General features: G+C 66.7%; 16 protein-coding genes. 9 read left to right on the top strand and 7 right to left on the bottom strand.

Features of this window, described 5'->3' with window-relative positions; all coding sequences use genetic code 11:
* Nucleotide 1: 1 nt before the first annotated feature.
* Nucleotides 2-346, bottom strand: a complete 345-nt coding sequence (locus tag IHV84_RS01245; RefSeq protein ID WP_198845492.1) for a DUF1840 domain-containing protein — start codon at nucleotides 344-346, stop codon at nucleotides 2-4.
* Nucleotides 347-705: 359 nt separating this feature from the next.
* Nucleotides 706-1,677: an EamA family transporter gene (locus IHV84_RS01240; protein ID WP_198845491.1), complete on the bottom strand. Its 972-nt coding sequence runs from the start codon at nucleotides 1,675-1,677 to the stop codon at nucleotides 706-708.
* 70 nt (nucleotides 1,678-1,747) lie between these two features.
* On the opposite strand from IHV84_RS01240, the gene IHV84_RS01235 reads away from it, so the two are divergent.
* The 3 genes from IHV84_RS01235 (at nucleotide 1,748) to arsC (ending at nucleotide 3,584) form a co-directional block, all read left to right on the top strand.
* On the top strand, nucleotides 1,748-2,236 hold the full coding sequence (locus tag IHV84_RS01235; protein ID WP_233099640.1) for an Lrp/AsnC family transcriptional regulator: 489 nt from the start codon (nucleotides 1,748-1,750) through the stop codon (nucleotides 2,234-2,236).
* 89 nt (nucleotides 2,237-2,325) lie between these two features.
* The gene (locus IHV84_RS01230; protein ID WP_198845490.1) at nucleotides 2,326-3,009 is read left to right on the top strand and encodes a DUF1045 domain-containing protein; all 684 of its coding nucleotides are present in this window, start codon (nucleotides 2,326-2,328) and stop codon (nucleotides 3,007-3,009) included.
* Between the two features lie 152 nt (nucleotides 3,010-3,161).
* Nucleotides 3,162-3,584: an arsenate reductase (glutaredoxin) gene (arsC, locus tag IHV84_RS01225; RefSeq protein ID WP_198845489.1), complete on the top strand. Its 423-nt coding sequence runs from the start codon at nucleotides 3,162-3,164 to the stop codon at nucleotides 3,582-3,584.
* Here the strand turns inward: arsC and IHV84_RS01220 are convergent, their stop codons facing one another.
* Complete coding sequence (locus IHV84_RS01220; RefSeq protein ID WP_198845488.1) at nucleotides 3,585-4,253, bottom strand: DNA-3-methyladenine glycosylase I; 669 nt, start codon at nucleotides 4,251-4,253, stop codon at nucleotides 3,585-3,587.
* 96 nt (nucleotides 4,254-4,349) lie between these two features.
* Here IHV84_RS01220 and IHV84_RS01215 point away from each other — a divergent pair, with 96 nt between their 5' ends.
* From IHV84_RS01215 to IHV84_RS01195, 5 genes are read left to right on the top strand one after another with little or no spacing between them, the layout of a single operon-like run.
* Complete coding sequence (locus tag IHV84_RS01215) at nucleotides 4,350-5,528, top strand: aminopeptidase (RefSeq protein ID WP_198845487.1); 1,179 nt, start codon at nucleotides 4,350-4,352, stop codon at nucleotides 5,526-5,528.
* Nucleotides 5,521-5,832: a polyhydroxyalkanoic acid system family protein gene (locus IHV84_RS01210; RefSeq protein ID WP_198845486.1), complete on the top strand. Its 312-nt coding sequence runs from the start codon at nucleotides 5,521-5,523 to the stop codon at nucleotides 5,830-5,832. Before IHV84_RS01215 ends, IHV84_RS01210 begins: the two co-directional genes overlap by 8 nt.
* Nucleotides 5,833-5,842: 10 nt before the next feature.
* Nucleotides 5,843-6,766, top strand: coding sequence for a hydroxymethylglutaryl-CoA lyase (locus IHV84_RS01205; protein WP_198845485.1), 924 nt, complete (start codon nucleotides 5,843-5,845; stop codon nucleotides 6,764-6,766).
* A gap of 29 nt (nucleotides 6,767-6,795) precedes the next feature.
* Nucleotides 6,796-8,532, top strand: a complete 1,737-nt coding sequence (locus IHV84_RS01200) for a VRR-NUC domain-containing protein (protein ID WP_233099639.1) — start codon at nucleotides 6,796-6,798, stop codon at nucleotides 8,530-8,532.
* A complete protein-coding gene (locus IHV84_RS01195) occupies nucleotides 8,529-10,898 on the top strand; it encodes an ATP-dependent DNA helicase (RefSeq protein ID WP_198845484.1) in 2,370 nt (789 codons plus the stop codon). The genes IHV84_RS01200 and IHV84_RS01195 overlap by 4 nt, the downstream gene beginning before the upstream one ends.
* An 80-nt stretch (nucleotides 10,899-10,978) precedes the next feature.
* Here the strand turns inward: IHV84_RS01195 and IHV84_RS01190 are convergent, their stop codons facing one another.
* From IHV84_RS01190 to IHV84_RS01180, 3 genes are all read right to left on the bottom strand, one after another.
* Entirely contained in the window at nucleotides 10,979-11,233 is a 255-nt protein-coding gene (locus tag IHV84_RS01190) for an acyl-CoA-binding protein (RefSeq protein WP_066783264.1), read from the bottom strand.
* A 220-nt stretch (nucleotides 11,234-11,453) separates the two neighbouring features.
* Nucleotides 11,454-12,554, bottom strand: a complete 1,101-nt coding sequence (locus IHV84_RS01185) for a M14 family metallopeptidase (RefSeq protein WP_198845483.1) — start codon at nucleotides 12,552-12,554, stop codon at nucleotides 11,454-11,456.
* Between the two features lie 44 nt (nucleotides 12,555-12,598).
* Complete coding sequence (locus IHV84_RS01180; RefSeq protein WP_066783268.1) at nucleotides 12,599-13,810, bottom strand: M20 aminoacylase family protein; 1,212 nt, start codon at nucleotides 13,808-13,810, stop codon at nucleotides 12,599-12,601.
* Nucleotides 13,811-13,906: 96 nt separating this feature from the next.
* Between IHV84_RS01180 and argE the strand changes: the two genes are divergently transcribed.
* Nucleotides 13,907-15,064 (top strand): acetylornithine deacetylase, encoded by a 1,158-nt coding sequence (gene argE, locus IHV84_RS01175; RefSeq protein WP_198845482.1) that lies wholly within the window; start codon nucleotides 13,907-13,909, stop codon nucleotides 15,062-15,064.
* A gap of 101 nt (nucleotides 15,065-15,165) precedes the next feature.
* Here the strand turns inward: argE and IHV84_RS01170 are convergent, their stop codons facing one another.
* Entirely contained in the window at nucleotides 15,166-16,314 is a 1,149-nt protein-coding gene (locus IHV84_RS01170) for an ABC transporter substrate-binding protein (protein ID WP_198845481.1), read from the bottom strand.
* Nucleotides 16,315-16,334 lie beyond the last annotated feature (20 nt).

Raw genomic sequence — 16,334 nt, 5'->3', positions numbered from 1 at the left:
GCTACACCCCCCACACCACGTCACAGCCCTCTTGCTGGCTGCGGCGCAGCAGGTCGATGAAAGGCGTGGCGCGCTGGCGCAGGTGGATGGTGTCGTTGGGCTCGTCTTCAGCCGGGTTCGCATCGGCAGAACCCGGCTCTTGCTGAGCGGCCACCTGGGCAGCGCGCAGGCGGGCTTCGTCACGGGCCACGGCGGCCTCCAGCGCGGCCAGGGCGGCGGGGATTTGCGCCGCTGTCACGATGCCGGTGGGCCCCGGCGTCTTGCCGATGATTTCCAGGATTTGCCGGCCTTGCGGCTCCAGCAGGATGAGGTCCGCCGCAGCGCGGGATTTGAATTTGTACAACATGGCGCAGAACTCCGAATGGCGGGTTGCTCGGTGAGGCAACCGAAGCATTAGCTTAACCGCCTCTGCGCGGGAGCGTGTCAGCGTATACCGATCAACGCCCTAGGAGCCAGACAAATACACTCTGATTCAATTTTGATTCAAAAGCGCCTTCAGGGAGCCTCTGCACGAATCACCGCGCCGTGTGCATCTGCGGACTCGAGCGGTCTGCGGCGTTGCAAATGCTCGCAATAGCTGCGGCTATTGCTGCGCTTTGCGCCTTGCAGCCCATCCCGATCCGCAGCGCACACTTTCCGCTCAATTCGTGCAGAGGATCCCTAGGGCTTATCCATCAAGCGCTAGCAGCTATATTTTCAATAGCATCAACCCTGCTCCTGGCAGCCCGTGGGCGCCCAGGCAGCCCGCAGGCGGGGCAGCACGCGGCGCTGCCACCAGCCCAGCACCATGGGCCCGTAGAGGATGCAGCCCAGCGCGCCAGCAATCAGCGGCAAGGCCGCAAACACCCAGCCGGTGAGCAGCTCGCCCCCCAGCGCCACGCCCACCAACAGGGCCACGGCCGGGTTCACAAACGAATAGCTGCCCGCCAGCGCGGCCGTGGTGTTTTGCAGCAGCCACAGGTAGGCATTGAGGGCCACCATGGTGCCAAACACCAGCAGGTAGAGCCAGGCAGCCCACGACTTGGCGCTGATCTGCGACAGCGCGGGCACAGGCTCCACGCACAGCGCCACCACCAGCCCCATCGCCCCACCCACAAACCACTGGGCCGCCGCCGCCATGGCCGGTGCGGGCAGGGAGAGCTTGCGTGAGGCGTAGGAGCCCAGGCTCCAGCACAGGGGCGCGGCAAAAGCCAGCAATGCGCCCACCCAGGTGGCAGAGAAGTCACCCTCCATCGCCAGCAACAGCGCGCCCACCACGCCCAGGCCCAGGCCGATCCAGCTCGTCAGGGGCACACGCTCGCCACCCCAGCGCGTCCACAGCGCTAGCCACATGGGCATGGTGGTGACCACGGTGGCCATCAAGCCCGAGCCAATGCCCAGCTTCTGCGCAAAGCCGATGAAGTTCATCGCCAAAAACACCATCAGCCCGCCCACCAGCGCCGAGTTGCGCCACTGCTGCGCCGTGGGCAGTGCGTGGCCCTGCGCCAAGGCAATGAGCAACATGACAACGCCCGCGCACAGAAAGCGCACCGCGTTCATCAGCAACGGGGGCATGGTCTGCAGGGCGATGCTGGTGGCGAAATACGTGGTGCCCCACACCACGTAAACCAGCAGCAGGGCCGTGGCAACCGCCCAGGAGCCACGGGAACGCGCTTGCACATTGAAATTTGCCGGCATATTCTTCACCTTACCGAATAATTTATGGAAACCTTGAGGTTTTCGGAATTTTTACCAAAAACAGGCGCCAATGCAAGCAAATATTCAGACAGATGACATCGACGCCAGAATTATTTCGGCCCTGGGGGCTGATGGCCGACGTTCATACGCCGATGTGGGGGCCGAGGTGGGCCTGTCCACCGCAGCGGTGCACGAGCGGGTGAAGAAGATGCTGGACAAGGGCGTGATTCGCCGCTTCTCGATCAGCGTGGACCCGGAGCGCGTGGGTTTGAACTTCACGGCGTTTGTGGCCATCCGGAACGACGGCGGCATCCACTGCCGCGACGTGGCGCCCCGGCTGCGGGCCATGCCGCAGGTGGAAGAGCTGCACAGCGTGGCGGGGGAATACGACTTCCTGGCCAAGATCCGCACCACACACGCGCGGGCGCTGGAAGACGTGATCTACGAAATCAAGGCCATTGCCGGTGTGGCCCGCACCACCAGCACCGTGGTGCTCAACACCGAATTTGAAGACCGGCCGCTGGACCTGTCCTGGGTGAATGCCGCCAAGGCCGACTGAAGCGCGTGAGGGCGCGCAGCCCCTTGCAAAGCCGCATCGCTTCTGAACCTGAAAGGCGGGCTGTTGCACGGCACCCACCACGGACACCCATGAACACTGAATCCACCACCCCACGGGCAGCCACCACCGCCCACCGTTACGCGGTGTACTTCGCCCCCAGCCCCGGCACCCTGGGCTGGCTGGCCGGCAGCCATTGGCTCGGGCGCTGTGCGGCACAACTGCGGCCCCTGCCGCAACTGAACATCCACGGCGTGGCCCCTGCCGACCTGCAGCGCCTGACGGCAGCGCCGCGACGCCATGGCTGGCATGCCACGCTGAAGGCACCCTTCGCCCTGGCACCGGGCACCGACTGGCTCACGCTGCACCACGCCGTGCAGCAGGTAGCGCGCAGCCTGACGCCTTTCACCATGCCCCCCATGCAGGTGCAGCGCATCGACGACTTCCTGGCGCTGGTGCCCATGCCATCGCACCCAGCCAACGCAGCCCTCAACGCGGCAGCGGCCGCTTGCGTCACGCAACTGCAACCGCTCGCGGCACGCCCGTCTGGCGATGAGCTGGCCCAGCGCCGCGCAGCAGAGGAGTTCCGCTTTCACATGCCGCTCACGGGGCCGTTGTCGCTGGTCGATGACAACACACAGGCCCTGGTGCTGGACGCAGCGCAGCAGTTCTTCTCGGACCTGCCCACACTCCAGTTCAACCAGCTGGCCTTGTTCGCCGAACCCGCGCCTGGCGCAGACTTCGTGCTGCTCGACCACCTGGAGCTGGGTTCCTGAGCACGCGCTTGGCCCAGGGCTCGGGCCTCTGACGGCGCGCGACGCCGCTGCGCTGAATGCCGCAGGACAATCAGCAATGGGCGGCCATCTGGCAGCAGGCACCAGTGGCACACTTCTGCCCCGGCCTGCCCATCAGTACCAGCTCCAACACCATGTCTGACATCACGATTTATCACAACCCCAAGTGCGGCACCTCGCGCAACACCCTGGCCATGATCCGCAACAGCGGCGCGGAGCCCCTGGTCATCGAATACCTCAAGACTCCCCCTGATCGCGCCACGCTGCAGGCGCTGATCGCCGCCACGGGCCAACCCGTCATCGACGCCGTGCGCACCAAGGAAGCCCTGTTCACCGAACTGCAGCTGGGCGCGCCGGGCGTGACCGATGCGCAGCTGATCGACGCCATGCTGGCGCACCCCATCCTCATCAACCGGCCCATCGTCGTCACCCCACTGGGCACGCGGCTGTGCCGCCCTTCCGAGCTGGTGCTGGACATCCTGCCCGCCCCGCAACAAGGCGCGTTCACCAAGGAAGATGGTGAGGTGGTGGTCAACGCACAGGGTCAGCGGGCCTGATCAACCGCGCGGCACGACAAAGGCGGCGCGCGCCTGCAACGCCTTGGCTCGGGCGTGGCAGCCTTCCAGATGGTCATTGACCAGGCCCATGGCCTGCATGAAGGCATACACCGTGGTGGGGCCTACAAAGCTCCAGCCGCGCTTTTTCAGGTCTTTGGACAAGGCCACCGACGCCGCGGTGGACGTGAGCGTGCGCGCGGCTTCGAGCGTCAGCACCGCAGGCCGGTCGGCAGGGCCGGGCTCGTACTGCCACACGTAGCGGGCCATGGAACCGAACTCGCGGCGCAGCGCCAGCACGCGGCGGGCGTTGTGGATGGTGGACTCGATCTTGCCCCGGTGGCGCACGATGGCGGCGTCCTGCACCAGCCGCTCCACATCGACCTGATCGAAGGCGGCCACCTGCTCGGCGTCGAACTGGGCGAACGCGGCGCGAAAGCCCTCACGCTTGTTCAGGATGGTCAGCCAGCTCAGGCCTGACTGAAAGCCTTCCAGGCAGATTTTTTCAAACAGACGCCGCTCGTCCGCCACCGGGAAGCCCCACTCGTGGTCGTGGTAGTGGCGGTACAGCGGGCTGGCCTTGCACCAGGCGCAGCGCGGGCAGGCGGCGTCATCCGCAAAAAGGCCCTGGGGCAAGGGGGCCGCGCTGTCGGGTGAAAGGGCTTCGTGCATGCGGCCATTCTAGGAAGGGGCCGCGCCACGCTGCTGACAACCCCGCCCACCCACCAGGACGCGCCATGTCGTACCCTTAGCACCTGTTCTGACACCATGCGCCCGCGTTTTCGCTTTTCCCGTTCCCGCTGTATCGCACTGGCCTGCGCGCTGGTGCTGCCAGCCCTGCTGCTGGGCTGCGCACAAACGCGCGATGCCCTGGGCTACTACTGGCAGTCGGCTCACGGCCACGCACAGCTCATTCAAGCCGCCCGGCCGCTGGACGAATGGATCGCCCAGCCGGGCACCCCACCCGCCCTGCGCACGCGCCTGCAGCTGGCCCAGCGCGCCCGCGCCTTTGCGGTGGCCGAGCTGCACCTGCCCGACAACGCCAGCTACCGCCGCTATGCCGACCTCAAGCGCCCCGCCGCCGTTTGGAACGTGGTGGCCGCACCGCCCGATGCCCTCAAGCTGCACACCTGGTGCTTTCCGGTGACGGGCTGCATTGGCTACCGGGGCTACTTTGCCCAAGCCGATGCGCAGGCCGAGGCCGACCGGCTGGCCGCCCAGGGGCTGGAGGTGGATGTGTACGGCGTGCCCGCCTACTCCACGCTGGGCTACATGAACTGGGCCGGGGGCGACCCGCTGCTGAGCACCTTTGTGGGCTGGCCCGAGGGCGACTTTGTGCGCCTGCTGTTCCACGAGCTGGCGCACCAGGTGGTGTACGCCCAGGGCGATACGGTGTTCAACGAATCGTTTGCCACGGCGGTAGAGCGCCTGGGCAGCGCCCGCTGGATGGCCGAGCACAGCACCCCCGAGGCCCGCGCCGCCCTGGCCGCCAGCGAGCAGCGCCGCGCCCAGTGGCGCGCCCTGACCCGCGCCACCCGCGCCGAGTTGCAAGCCATTTATGAACAAAATCAGGCCGCAGCGCTTGATACACAAGCGCTAGCAGCTATCAAATCAGAAGCAATGCAGCGTTTTCGGGCCAGCTATGACCAGCTTCGCACGCAGTGGCTGGCGGCCATGCCCGGCAATACGCCCCACACCCAGCTGGCGGGCTACGACCGCTGGGTGGCCAAGGCCAACAATGCCAGCTTTGCAGCCCAGGCGGCGTACGACGAACTGGTGCCCGCGTTTGAAGCCCTGTTCGAACGCGAGGGCCGCGACTGGCCCCGGTTTTATGATGCCGTGCGACAACTCACCCAACTGCCCCAGCCCGAGCGCCACGCCGCGCTGCGGGCACTGGCAAAAACCTCTCAGTCTCTGACCCCATCCAAGGAGAAACCCGGTGTCTGACCTTCACATCCAACGCGACCACCACCTGGGCCTGCCCCGCGCCCGCGAAGTGGCGCGTGCCTGGGCCCGCAAGGCCGAGGAAAAATTCGACATGGAATGCACCTACGAAGAAGGCGACACGCAGGACACCCTGCGCTTCACCCGTTCAGGCGTCACCGGCACCCTGCTGGTGGACGCACAGCAATTCGACATGACGGCCAAGCTCGGCTTCCTGTTCAGTGCCTTCAAGGATCGCATCGAAACAGAAATCAGCGGCCAGCTCGACGAGCTGCTGGGCACGCCCAGCACCACTTCGGTGGCCTGACGTGCCCAGCATGGCCCCCAGCGTCCTCATCAGCGAAGTCGGCCCGCGCGACGGGCTGCAGTCCATCGCCACCACCATGCCCACCGCGCACAAGCTGCGCTGGGTCGATGCGCTGGTGGCCGCTGGCTTGCGCGAGATCGAGGTCGGCTCTTTCGTGCCCGCCAAACTGCTGCCGCAAATGGCCGATGTGGCCGAGGTGGTGCGCCACGCCGTGGCCCGGCACCCGCACATCACCGTGATGGCGCTGGCGCCCAACCTGCGTGGGGCCGAGGCCGCCCTGCAGGCCGGGGCGCACAAGGTGACGCTGCCGGTGTCGGCCAGCGAGGCGCATTCGCTGGCGAATGTGCGCAAAACACCCGCCGCCATGGTGCAGGAGCTGCAGGCCGTGGTGCAACTGCGCGCCGACACCGCACCGCAGGCGCTGATTGAAGTGGGTCTGTCGACCGCCTTTGGCTGCACGCTGCAAGGCGCGGTGCCCGAGGACGACGTAATCCGCCTGGCCGTGCAATGCGCCGAAGCGGGTGTGGACGAGGTGGGCCTGTCTGACACTACCGGCATGGCCAACCCGGCCCAGGTGCGCCGCCTGTTCACCCGCCTGCGTGCCGAACTGGGCCCCAAGGCGGGCGCGGCCCACATGCACAACACACGCGGCCTGGGCCTGGCCAACTGCCTGGCCGCCTACGACGTGGGTGTGCGCACGTTCGACGCCTCGCAAGGCGGGCTGGGCGGCTGCCCCTACGCGCCCGGAGCCTCAGGCAACGTCGTCACCGAAGACCTGGTTTTCATGTTCGAAGCCATGGGCATCGCCACCGGCGTGGACTACAACCTGCTGATGGCCGCACGCGAAGCACTGCAAGCAGGCCTGCCTGACGAGCCCCTGTACGGCATGACCCCCCTGGCCGGTCTGCCCAAGGGCTGGCAGCCCGCCGCCTGACCCAGCCAAGCCCCGACGGAGACCGCCTTTTGGGCACCACCGCCCTGCCCCCGCACCGCCTGTACTACCTGCACAACTTTGTGCGTGCGCTCGACTGGCTGCGCACCCGCTATGCCGATGTGCTGGGCGCGCCGGAGCAGGACTTCTTCGCCCGCTTTGCGCAACTGCCCGAGCCCGCGCAGGCGTTGCTGGTGCGGCTGGTGATGCGGCGCGGCCCGTGGTTTCGCGCGGGCAAGCTGGCGTACGAAGAGATTGGCGACATCCACACCGCCGCCGCGCCGCTGCTGGCCCTGGGCTGGCTCGATGCCACGGCCCCGATGACGCTGGCCGAGCTGTTTGCGGTACACACGCATCGCGAGGTGGCGACGTTGTTTGCCGCCACCTGCACGCACCAAGCCACCGCCAAATCGCAAACCAAGGCCGCGCTGCTGCAAGCCCTGCAACCGCACCACACCACCGCCCAACCCTATCGCCAATGGCACCCCACCAGCACCGAGGCCGTGTGGCGCGTGGCACAAGAGGTGACGGAGCTGTGCACCCGGCTGCGGCTCATGTTCTTTGGCAACCTGCACCAAAGTTGGTCGGAATTCGTACTGGCCGACCTGGGGCTGTTCCAGTACGAAGTGGTGCCGTTTGATGCGCAATCGAGGGCGTTTCAATGCCGCGCCGATGTGGATCACTACCTTGCGCTGCACGCCCTGCGCCAGGCGCTGGACGATGGCGCAGAACGCCCGCCCCTGCTGGCCGCCGCAGTGCAAGCCACCAGCCCCAACCCCTGGCTGGAACGCCGCCGCGCCAAACTGCTGATGCGCCTGGGTGAGGCCTGCGAAAAAGCGGCCGACTGGCCACTGGCCGAGCAGGCCTATGCCCACAGCCAGCACCCCGGCGCACGGCACCGGCGCATCCGCGTGCACGAGCGCATGGGCCGCCATGCCGACGCGCTGGCACTGGCCCTGCTGGCGCTGGCCGCGCCCGAAAGCGATGAGGAAAGCCAGCGCCTGGCACGCATGCTGCCGCGCCTGCAGCGCGCTGCCGGGGTACAGGCGGGCGCCGTGGCGCGCCCCAAAAAGCCTGCCCGCCAAGCGGTTGCACAGCAGGCCACCCAGACGCTCACCCTGCCCCACCCAGGCGCCACTACCTCGGTGGAATGGGCGCTGCGCCAACACTGGCACACCGAAGAAGCGCCCGTGTTCTACACCGAGAATGCGCTCATCAACAGCCTGTTTGGTCTGCTGTGCTGGCCCGCCGTGTTCGCGCCACTGCCGGGGGCGTTCTTCCACCCCTTCCAGGGTGCGCCCGCCGACCTGAATGCGCCCGACTTTGTGGAGCGCCGCGCAGCCCTCTTTGCCGAATGCCTGCTCGCGCTGAACGATGGCCGCTACCGCGCTCTCATCCGGGAGCGGTTTGCCACCAAGCAAGGACGGCAGTCTCCCCATGTGTTCTGGGGGGCGCTGAGCGAGCCACTGCTGGAGCTGGCCCTGCACTGCATTCCCGCCGCGCACCTGCGACTGTTTTTTGAGCGCCTGCTGCAAGCCCCGGTGGCCCACCGCAGCGGCCTGCCGGACCTGGTGCGGTTCTGGCCCACACGTCCGGTCGAACAGCGCTACGAACTGGTCGAAGTCAAAGGCCCGGGCGACAAGCTGCAAGACAACCAGATCCGCTGGCTGCAGTATTGCCACGCCCATGGCCTGCCCGCCAGCGTGTGCCATGTGCGCTGGCAGGATGCGCCTGGCATGGAGCCCCTCATGGGCACGGCGGCCGCATGACCACACCCCTTCCAACCTCGGCTCCGCTGACAGTGTCGGTGCGTGCCCTTTGCGCCTTCACGGCCCGCACGGGCGACCTGGACCTGCGCTTCACCCCCGCCCCCAGCGCGCTGGAGGGCATGGAAAGCCACCGCCTGGTGCAAGGCCGCCGGGGCGATGGCTACGAGGCCGAGGTGGCGCTGAGCGGGCTGTTCCAGCAGCTCACGGTGCGCGGGCGGGCCGATGGCTTTGACGCTAACCGCCAGCAGCTCGAAGAGATCAAGACCTACCGGGGCCAGCTCGACGGGGTGCGCCCCCACCAGCGCGCCCTGCACTGGGCCCAGGCCCGCGTGTACGGCCACCTGCTGTGCCAGGCCCGGGGGCTCACGCGCCTGCAGGTGGCGCTGGTCTACGTGCAAACCGGCACGGGGCAAGAGACCGAGCTGGTCGAAACCCACACCGCCGCCGATCTACAGGCGCACTTTGAGGCGCTGTGCGCGCGCTACCTGGCCTGGGCCCACAGCGAGCAGCAGCACCGCCAAGCCCGCGATGCAGCGCTGGCGGCGCTGACCTTTCCGCACGGCAGCTTTCGCGCCGGGCAGCGCGAGCTGGCCGTGGCCGTGTACCGCAACGTGGGGCCTGGCCACCGGGACGACAAGGATGGCAACGAAGACGGCGGCCGCTGCCTGCTGGCGCAGGCCCCCACGGGCATCGGCAAGACGCTGGGCACGCTGTTCCCGCTGCTGCAGGCCAGCGCGCGCAAGGGGCTGGACAAACTGTTCTTCCTGACCGCGAAGGGCACCGGCCATGCGCTGGCCCTCGATGCCCTGGCCCGTGTGCACGAGCAACTGCGCACATCCTCCCCCATCCCGCCCCTGCGCGTGCTGGACGTGCTGGCACGCGACAAGGTCTGCGAGCACCCCGACAAGGCCTGCCACGGTGAATCCTGCCCGCTGGCACAGGGCTTTTACGACCGGCTGCCTGCCGCGCGCCAGGCCCTGGCGCAGCACACCAGCCTGTGGGATGGCCCCGCCGTGCGCACCACGGCGCTTGCGCACGGCATCTGCCCCTATTACCTGGCGCAGGAGATGGCGCACTGGTGCGATGTGGCGGTGGCCGATTACCACTACTTCTACGACAGCGCCGCCATGCTGTATGCACTGACGGTGGCGCATGGCTGGAAGGTGGGCGTGCTGGTGGACGAGGCCCACAACCTGCCCGACCGCGCCCGCCGCATGTACACCGCCGAGCTGCACCAGGGCACGCTGGCCGATGCTCGCGCGGCCGCCACCGGCCCCGTGCGCAAGGCGCTGGACGCCCTGCAACGGCAGTGGAACGCCATCCACCGCGATCAGGTGGACGCGTACTGCGCCCACCCGGCCCTGCCCGAAGCCTTTGTGCAAGCACTGCAGCGCGCCATTGGCGCTGTGGCCGAGGCGCAGACCGATGTGCCCCTGATGCCCGGCGACCCGGTGCTGGCGCTGTACCTGGACGCGCTGCACTTTGCCGCCATGGCTGAGCAGTTTGGCAGCCACGCGCTGCTGGACGTGACGCTGGACCCGCCGCGCTACGGGCGCCGGGGTCGCTCCAGCACGCTGTGCATTCGCAACGTGGTGCCCGCCCCGCACCTGGCGGCCCGCCACTCGGCGGCGCACAGCAGCGTGCTGTTCTCCGGCACGCTCACACCGCCCGCGTTCTACCGCGACCTGCTGGGCCTGCCGCCCGAGACGGGCTGGGTGGATGTGGAGTCGCCCTTTCACAGCGGGCAGCTGGCGGTGCACACGGTGGGGCACCTGTCCACCCGCTTTGCCGACCGGGCGCAGTCGCTGGTGCCCATCGCCCACCTGATGGCCGAGCAGTTTGCGCGCCTGCCAGGCAACTACCTGTGCTTTGCCAGCAGCTTTGACTACCTGCAGCGCATTGCGGCGCAGCTGCAGCAGGCCCACCCCGAGGTGCCCCAGTGGCAGCAAACCGCGGGCATGGACGACGCGGCACGCCAGGCGTTTCTGGACCGCTTTCAGGAAGGCGGCCAGGGCATTGGCTTTGCCGTGCTGGGCGGGGCGTTCTCAGAAGGGGTGGACTTGCCCGGCCACCGGCTCATTGGCGCCTTCATCGCCACGCTGGGGCTGCCGCAGGTCAACCCGGTGAACGAAGAAATGCGCCGCGCAATGGACCGGCACTTTGGCGCGGGCAAGGGGTATGACTACACCTACCTATTTCCGGGTCTGCGCAAGGTGGTGCAGGCGGCGGGCCGGGTGATTCGCACCGAGCAGGACCAGGGCGTGGTGTTCCTGATCGACGACCGCTACCGCCGCGCCGCAGTGCGGGCCCTACTGCCCGCGTGGTGGGCACTGGATCGGGCTTCGCCGCACCAGCCTGGCGGGTAAACGCCGGCCCCAAAAACAAAGCGGCCCGCAGGCCGCTGGAGGGCAAGGCACCACGGAAGGTGGCGCCTTGAAAACTGCGATCAGCTCAGCTCGGTAATCAGGTCGATGTACTGCTGCTTGGCGGCATCGGCTGCGGTGCCCTTGAGCTTTTCCCAGGCGTCCCACTTGGCGCGGCCCACCATGTCGGAGAAGCTGGGCTTCTTCTCGGTGTTGTCGCCCACGGTGGCTTGCTTGTAGAGGGCGTAGATCTTGAGCAGGGTCGCGTTATCGGGGCGCTCGGACAGGTTCTTGGAATTGGCGACGGCGGCTTCAAAAGCGGCGTTCAGGTCGGACATGCAGTTGTCTCCGTATCGGATGGGAAAAGGATGCAAAAAAGCGCAAAAAATGAACCGCGCCATCTTAGAGCCTCTGCCCGCCACTGCCCAGTGCGGCGGCCGGCGAGCGACGTCCACACGACACTCCCCGGCTGCGCCAGTAACGCATGGGCCTTCACCAAAATGCTCATATTTTGATAGCGCATTGCGCTTGCCAGATAAGCGCTGCAGGGCTTTTTTATCAACAACCCGTCAAACCATCCACCGCCTGGAACAGCGACTGCCGCGCCTGGCTGATGATCTGGCCCTTCCACGCATCGGTGTCGGTGTAGAAGGCCGCCAGCATCTGGGCCTTGATCTGTGCGGCCAGCGCAGCCGGGGCTTCGGGGTGGATGTTGAGCCAGTGCTCGGCGCGCAGGGCCTGGATGACATCGGTGACAGGCACGGTACCGTATTCCATGGCAATGCCGGTGTATTCGGCCTGCGGGCACTCGTCGTAGATGGCCGTCCACATCAGGCCGGTGAGGAAGGCCGAGGTGGATGAGCCGTCGTAGATGGAGGTCACGGGCGTGGCACCGCCGCCGCCCCACCACTGGCGGGCGCGCTGCACGGCGGCGGCATCATCCTTGCCCGCGTAGATGCGCTCGCCCAGGCCGCTCGGGCCCAGGCCGGTGTGCAGATCGATCCAGGCCAGGCGCTGCGCACGGGTACCGTGCTCGCGCAGTACCTGGCGCAGGGTCTGGTTGCTCCAGGTAGGTGCGGTGCCGCCATAGAACAAGCCCTGCGCAAACTCGTGCTGCCCGCGGGTGATGGCGGCCTGCCAGGCAGACTCGCCGCGCTCGGCGATAAACGCTTGCACGGCCTGCACGTTGGCGGCGTTGGGCGGCCACACATCGGGCAGCAGCAGGGGAGCTACCTCGCGGTAGGCAGCGTTGTCCGGCAAAGGCCCGGTGAAGGAGTGGAAGTTGCGGTTGAGATCGACGTTTTCGTGCGTGGCACGCCGAATGTGCGAGAAGCCGTACGGGTTGAGCGCATGGATGTAGAGCACCGCCACGCCGGCATCGCGCGCCTTGGCTCGCCACTCGGTGTCGTGCAGCGCAAACACCTGCACGCCGCTACCGCAGTAGCCCTCCACCCCATGGCAGGCGCTGCTCACCATCAGCAGCTTGTCTGCGCCACGGGGGCCGTCCAAAGCCACGTCCATGGCCAGCACCTCGCCGTCACGCCCAGCCAGCGGATGGGTGTGAGACTCCACCTCCAGCCCGCCTGCGGCGGCGGCCTCCAGAAACTTCCGGCGGGCTACCGCGTAGGTGGGCGAAAAGGCTTCGGGGATACCAATCATGGAGCGGTTCTTTCAGTCAACGGCAGGGCAGGTGGGGTGGTCTCTCAGGCAGCCTTGGCCTGGGCCGCCAGCCATTCTTCGGCCAGCCGCACCCAGAACGTGCCGCCCAGCGGGATCAGGTCGTCATTGAAGTCGTAGCTGGGGTTGTGCAGCGTGCAAGGCCCGCCACCGTGGCCCATTTCGCGGTGGCTGCCATCGCCGTTGGCAATGAACAGGTAGGCGCCCGGTTTGGCCTGCAGCATGTAGGCAAAGTCTTCCGCGCCCATGCTGGGCTCCTGGTCCAGCGCCCGGTCTTCGCCCACGATGCTGGCCATGACCTTGCGGGCAAACTGCGCTTCGGCCGGGGTGTTGATGGTGGGCGGGTAGTTGCGCACAAATTCAAAGTCGCACACCGCGTCGTGCGCGGCGCAGGTGTGCTCGGCCACCTGGCGCATGCGTTTTTCAATCAGGTCGAGCACCTCGAAAGAGAAGGTGCGCACGGTGCCCTGCAACTCGCAGCTGTCGGGCACCACGTTGGTGGCCTCGCCGGTGTGGATCATGGTGACCGAGATCACGCCCGCATCCACCGGCTTCTTGTTGCGGCTGATGATGGTCTGGAAGGCCTGCACCATCTGGCAGGCAATCGGCACCGGGTCCACCCCCATGTGGGGCATGGCAGCGTGGCCGCCCTTGCCGCGCACGGTGATCTTGAATTCGCTGGTCGATGCCATCACCGGCCCCGCACTGGCGGCCATGGTGCCTGCGGGCATGCCCGGCCAGTTGTGCATGCCGTACACGGCCTGCATGGGGAATTTTTCAAACAGCCCGTCTTCAATCATCACGCGGGCACCGCCGCCGCCCTCTTCCGCAGGCTGGAAGATGAGGTACACCGTGCCGTCAAAGTTGCGGTGCTTGGCAAAGTGCTGCGCCGCTGCCAGCAGCATGGCCGTGTGGCCATCGTGGCCGCAGGCGTGCATCTTGCCGTGGTGTTTGCTGGCGTGCTCAAAGGTGTTGAACTCCTGCATGGGCAGGGCGTCCATGTCGGCGCGCAGGCCAATGGCACGCCCGCAGGCACCGCCGTCGCGGCCATGCACGATGCCCACCACACCCGTCTTGCCCAGCCCGCGGTGGATGGGAATGCCCCATTCGGTGAGCTTGCCCGCCACCACATCGGCGGTGCGTACTTCTTCAAAGCACAGCTCGGGGTGGGCGTGAATGTCCCGGCGCACCGCTGCAATACCCGCGGCCTGGGTGACGATGGAGTCGATAACGTTCATGATATGTGTCCTTACGATCCTGCAGTCTAGCCCGTGAGCAACACGGGGGCCAGTGCGGGTTTTTATCGGTTCTTTTGCCCCCAGCCAAGGCACGCCATGCTCTCACCCCACGCCCTCGAACTTGCACAAACCCTGGTCCGCATGAACACCGTCAGCCAGAACTCGAACCTGGAGCTGATCCACTTTGTGCGCGACACCCTGACCCAACTGGGCGTGAAAAGCCGCCTCACCTACAACGCCGATAAGACCAAGGCCAACCTGTTTGCCACGCTGGGCGAGGGCAAGCCCAGCGGCATCATTCTTTCGGGCCACACCGACACCGTGCCCTGGACGGGGCAGGACTGGAGCATGGACCCGTTGAGCGCGCGGGTACAGGACGGCAAGCTCTACGGCCGCGGCAGTGCCGACATGAAGGCCTTCATCGGCCTGGCCCTGGCCCACGCAGAAGCCTTCCTGAACAGCCAGGCCCCGTTCGCGGTGCACTTCGCCTTCAGCTACGACGAGGAAGTGGGCTGCTTTGGTGTGAAAGAGCTGATTGCCGACCTGCGCGACGCCGGCATCAAGCCCCTGGCCTGCATTGTGGGTGAGCCCACGCTCATGGTGCCCGCCATTGCCCACAAGGGGGTGTACCGCTACAAGTGCTGCGTGCGCGGCAAAGAGGCGCACTCGTCGTTGACCCCGCACTCCGTCAACGCGATTGAAATGGCGGCCCGCGTGGTGGGTCGCTTGCGCGACATGGCCGAGGGCTTTGAGCAGCACGAGCCCCGGTTTGAAGGCTTTGACGTGCCCTTTTCCACCGCCAGCGTCGGCCAGTTCCACGGTGGCATTGCCGACAACGTGGTGCCGCGCGACGCTGAATTCCGCTACGAATTCCGCGACCTGCCCACGGCCAACGCCGCCCAGATGCAAGCCGAGGTGCTGGCCTATGCCAAGTCGCTGGAGCCCGCGATGAAGAAGGTGGCGCCAGACGCAGGTTTTGGCTTTGAGACCATCTGCGAGATCCCGAGCTTCCTGGGCAGCAAGGACGACGCCGTCACCCGTCTGGCCCAGCGGCTGAGCGGCGAAGCCGGCACCACGCTGGTGGCCTTCGGTACCGAAGCCGGGCTGTTCAAGAACGCCGGCATCCCCACCGTGGTGTGCGGCCCCGGCAGCATCCAGCAAGCCCACCAGCCCGACGAGTTCGTGACCCTGGAGCAGCTGGGGCGCTGCGAGGCGTTCATGCAGGGGCTGGCGAATACCCAGTCCATGGACTGACGCCGCACCTGCCCCACCATCGGGCAAAAAATCAGACATAAAAAAAAGCCCGGCACTTTCGCGCCGGGCTTGAATGGTGATTGCAGTGCTTGCGCAACGTGTCAGGTTCTCACCCGCCCGTCGCCGGTGAGCATGGACATCTCCACAAAGCTGGATGCCGTGTGGTCATTCGGGCCAAACGATACCGGGAAGCCCGAAATCACCTGGGAGCCCAGGCCTTCCATGCCAGAGATGAAGCTGTCGCGGCTGATCTTGCCGCTGGCTGCTGCCTGGCGCAGGCCTTCGGTGAAGATGCGGGCGGCCAGAAAGCCTTCCATGCTGGAGTAGTTGGGCTGCACCTTGTCGCCTGCCTTTTTGATGGCATCCAGAAACTCGCGGGTGATCTGGCGCGAGGGCTGGTAGGGCGACGGAACCACCTGCGACACCACCACACCGGCGCCATCCTTGCCCAGCTCGTCGGCCAGCGCCTGCGTGCCCACGAACGATACGTTGTAGAACGTGCCGCCGAAACCTGCCTTGCGGGCGGCACGCACAAAGGCGGCGCTGGCGCCGTAGGCGGCAATCTGCACCACCGCATCGGGCTTGGCGGCCACCAGCTTTTCCACGGCGGCAGCCACGTCCACCGAGTTGCGCTCCACCGTGGCGGCGCCTGCCAGGGGCAGCTTGTGCTCGGCCAGCGCCTTGTTCACGCCGTCAAGCCCGGCCTTACCGTAGGCATCGTTCTGGTGGAACACGGCAATCTTCTTGACGCCCAGATTGACCAGTTGGCGCACGATGAGCGCAGTTTCGTCGTAGTACGAGGCGCGCACATGGAACACCAGCCGGTTGAACGGCTGGCGCAGCGACTCAGCCCCCGTGAACGGGGCGAAAAACGGCACCTTGGCCTGGTTGAACAGGGGCACTGCCGCCAGGCTGGTGGGTGTGCCCACATAGCCAAACAGTGCAAACACGTCGTCAGCGATGAGCTTGCGGGTGTTTTCCGCACAGCGGTCGGGCTCATAGCCATCGTCCAGCGTGCGGATTTCCACCATGCGCTTGCCCACGCCACCGGCAGCGTTGAGCTGGTCAAAAAACAGCTTGGCCCCCTGGTTGAACTGGATACCCAATTGCGCGGCAGGGCCTGAAAATGCGGCAGACTGTCCCAGCACAATGCGGCCTTCACTTTGGGCCCGTGCCACGCCAAAACCGGCCAGCGCGGTAGCGCCAATGCCTAGGGAAAACTGTCTGCGGTTCAAAACGGAGGGTTGCATGGTGGGTGTTGAGGGTTGGT

It is taken from the genome of Acidovorax sp. IB03, assembly GCF_016406015.1.
In the GTDB taxonomy this organism is placed as follows: domain Bacteria; phylum Pseudomonadota; class Gammaproteobacteria; order Burkholderiales; family Burkholderiaceae_C; genus Acidovorax; species Acidovorax temperans.
This window is presented reverse-complemented; position numbering and strand designations above follow the sequence as displayed.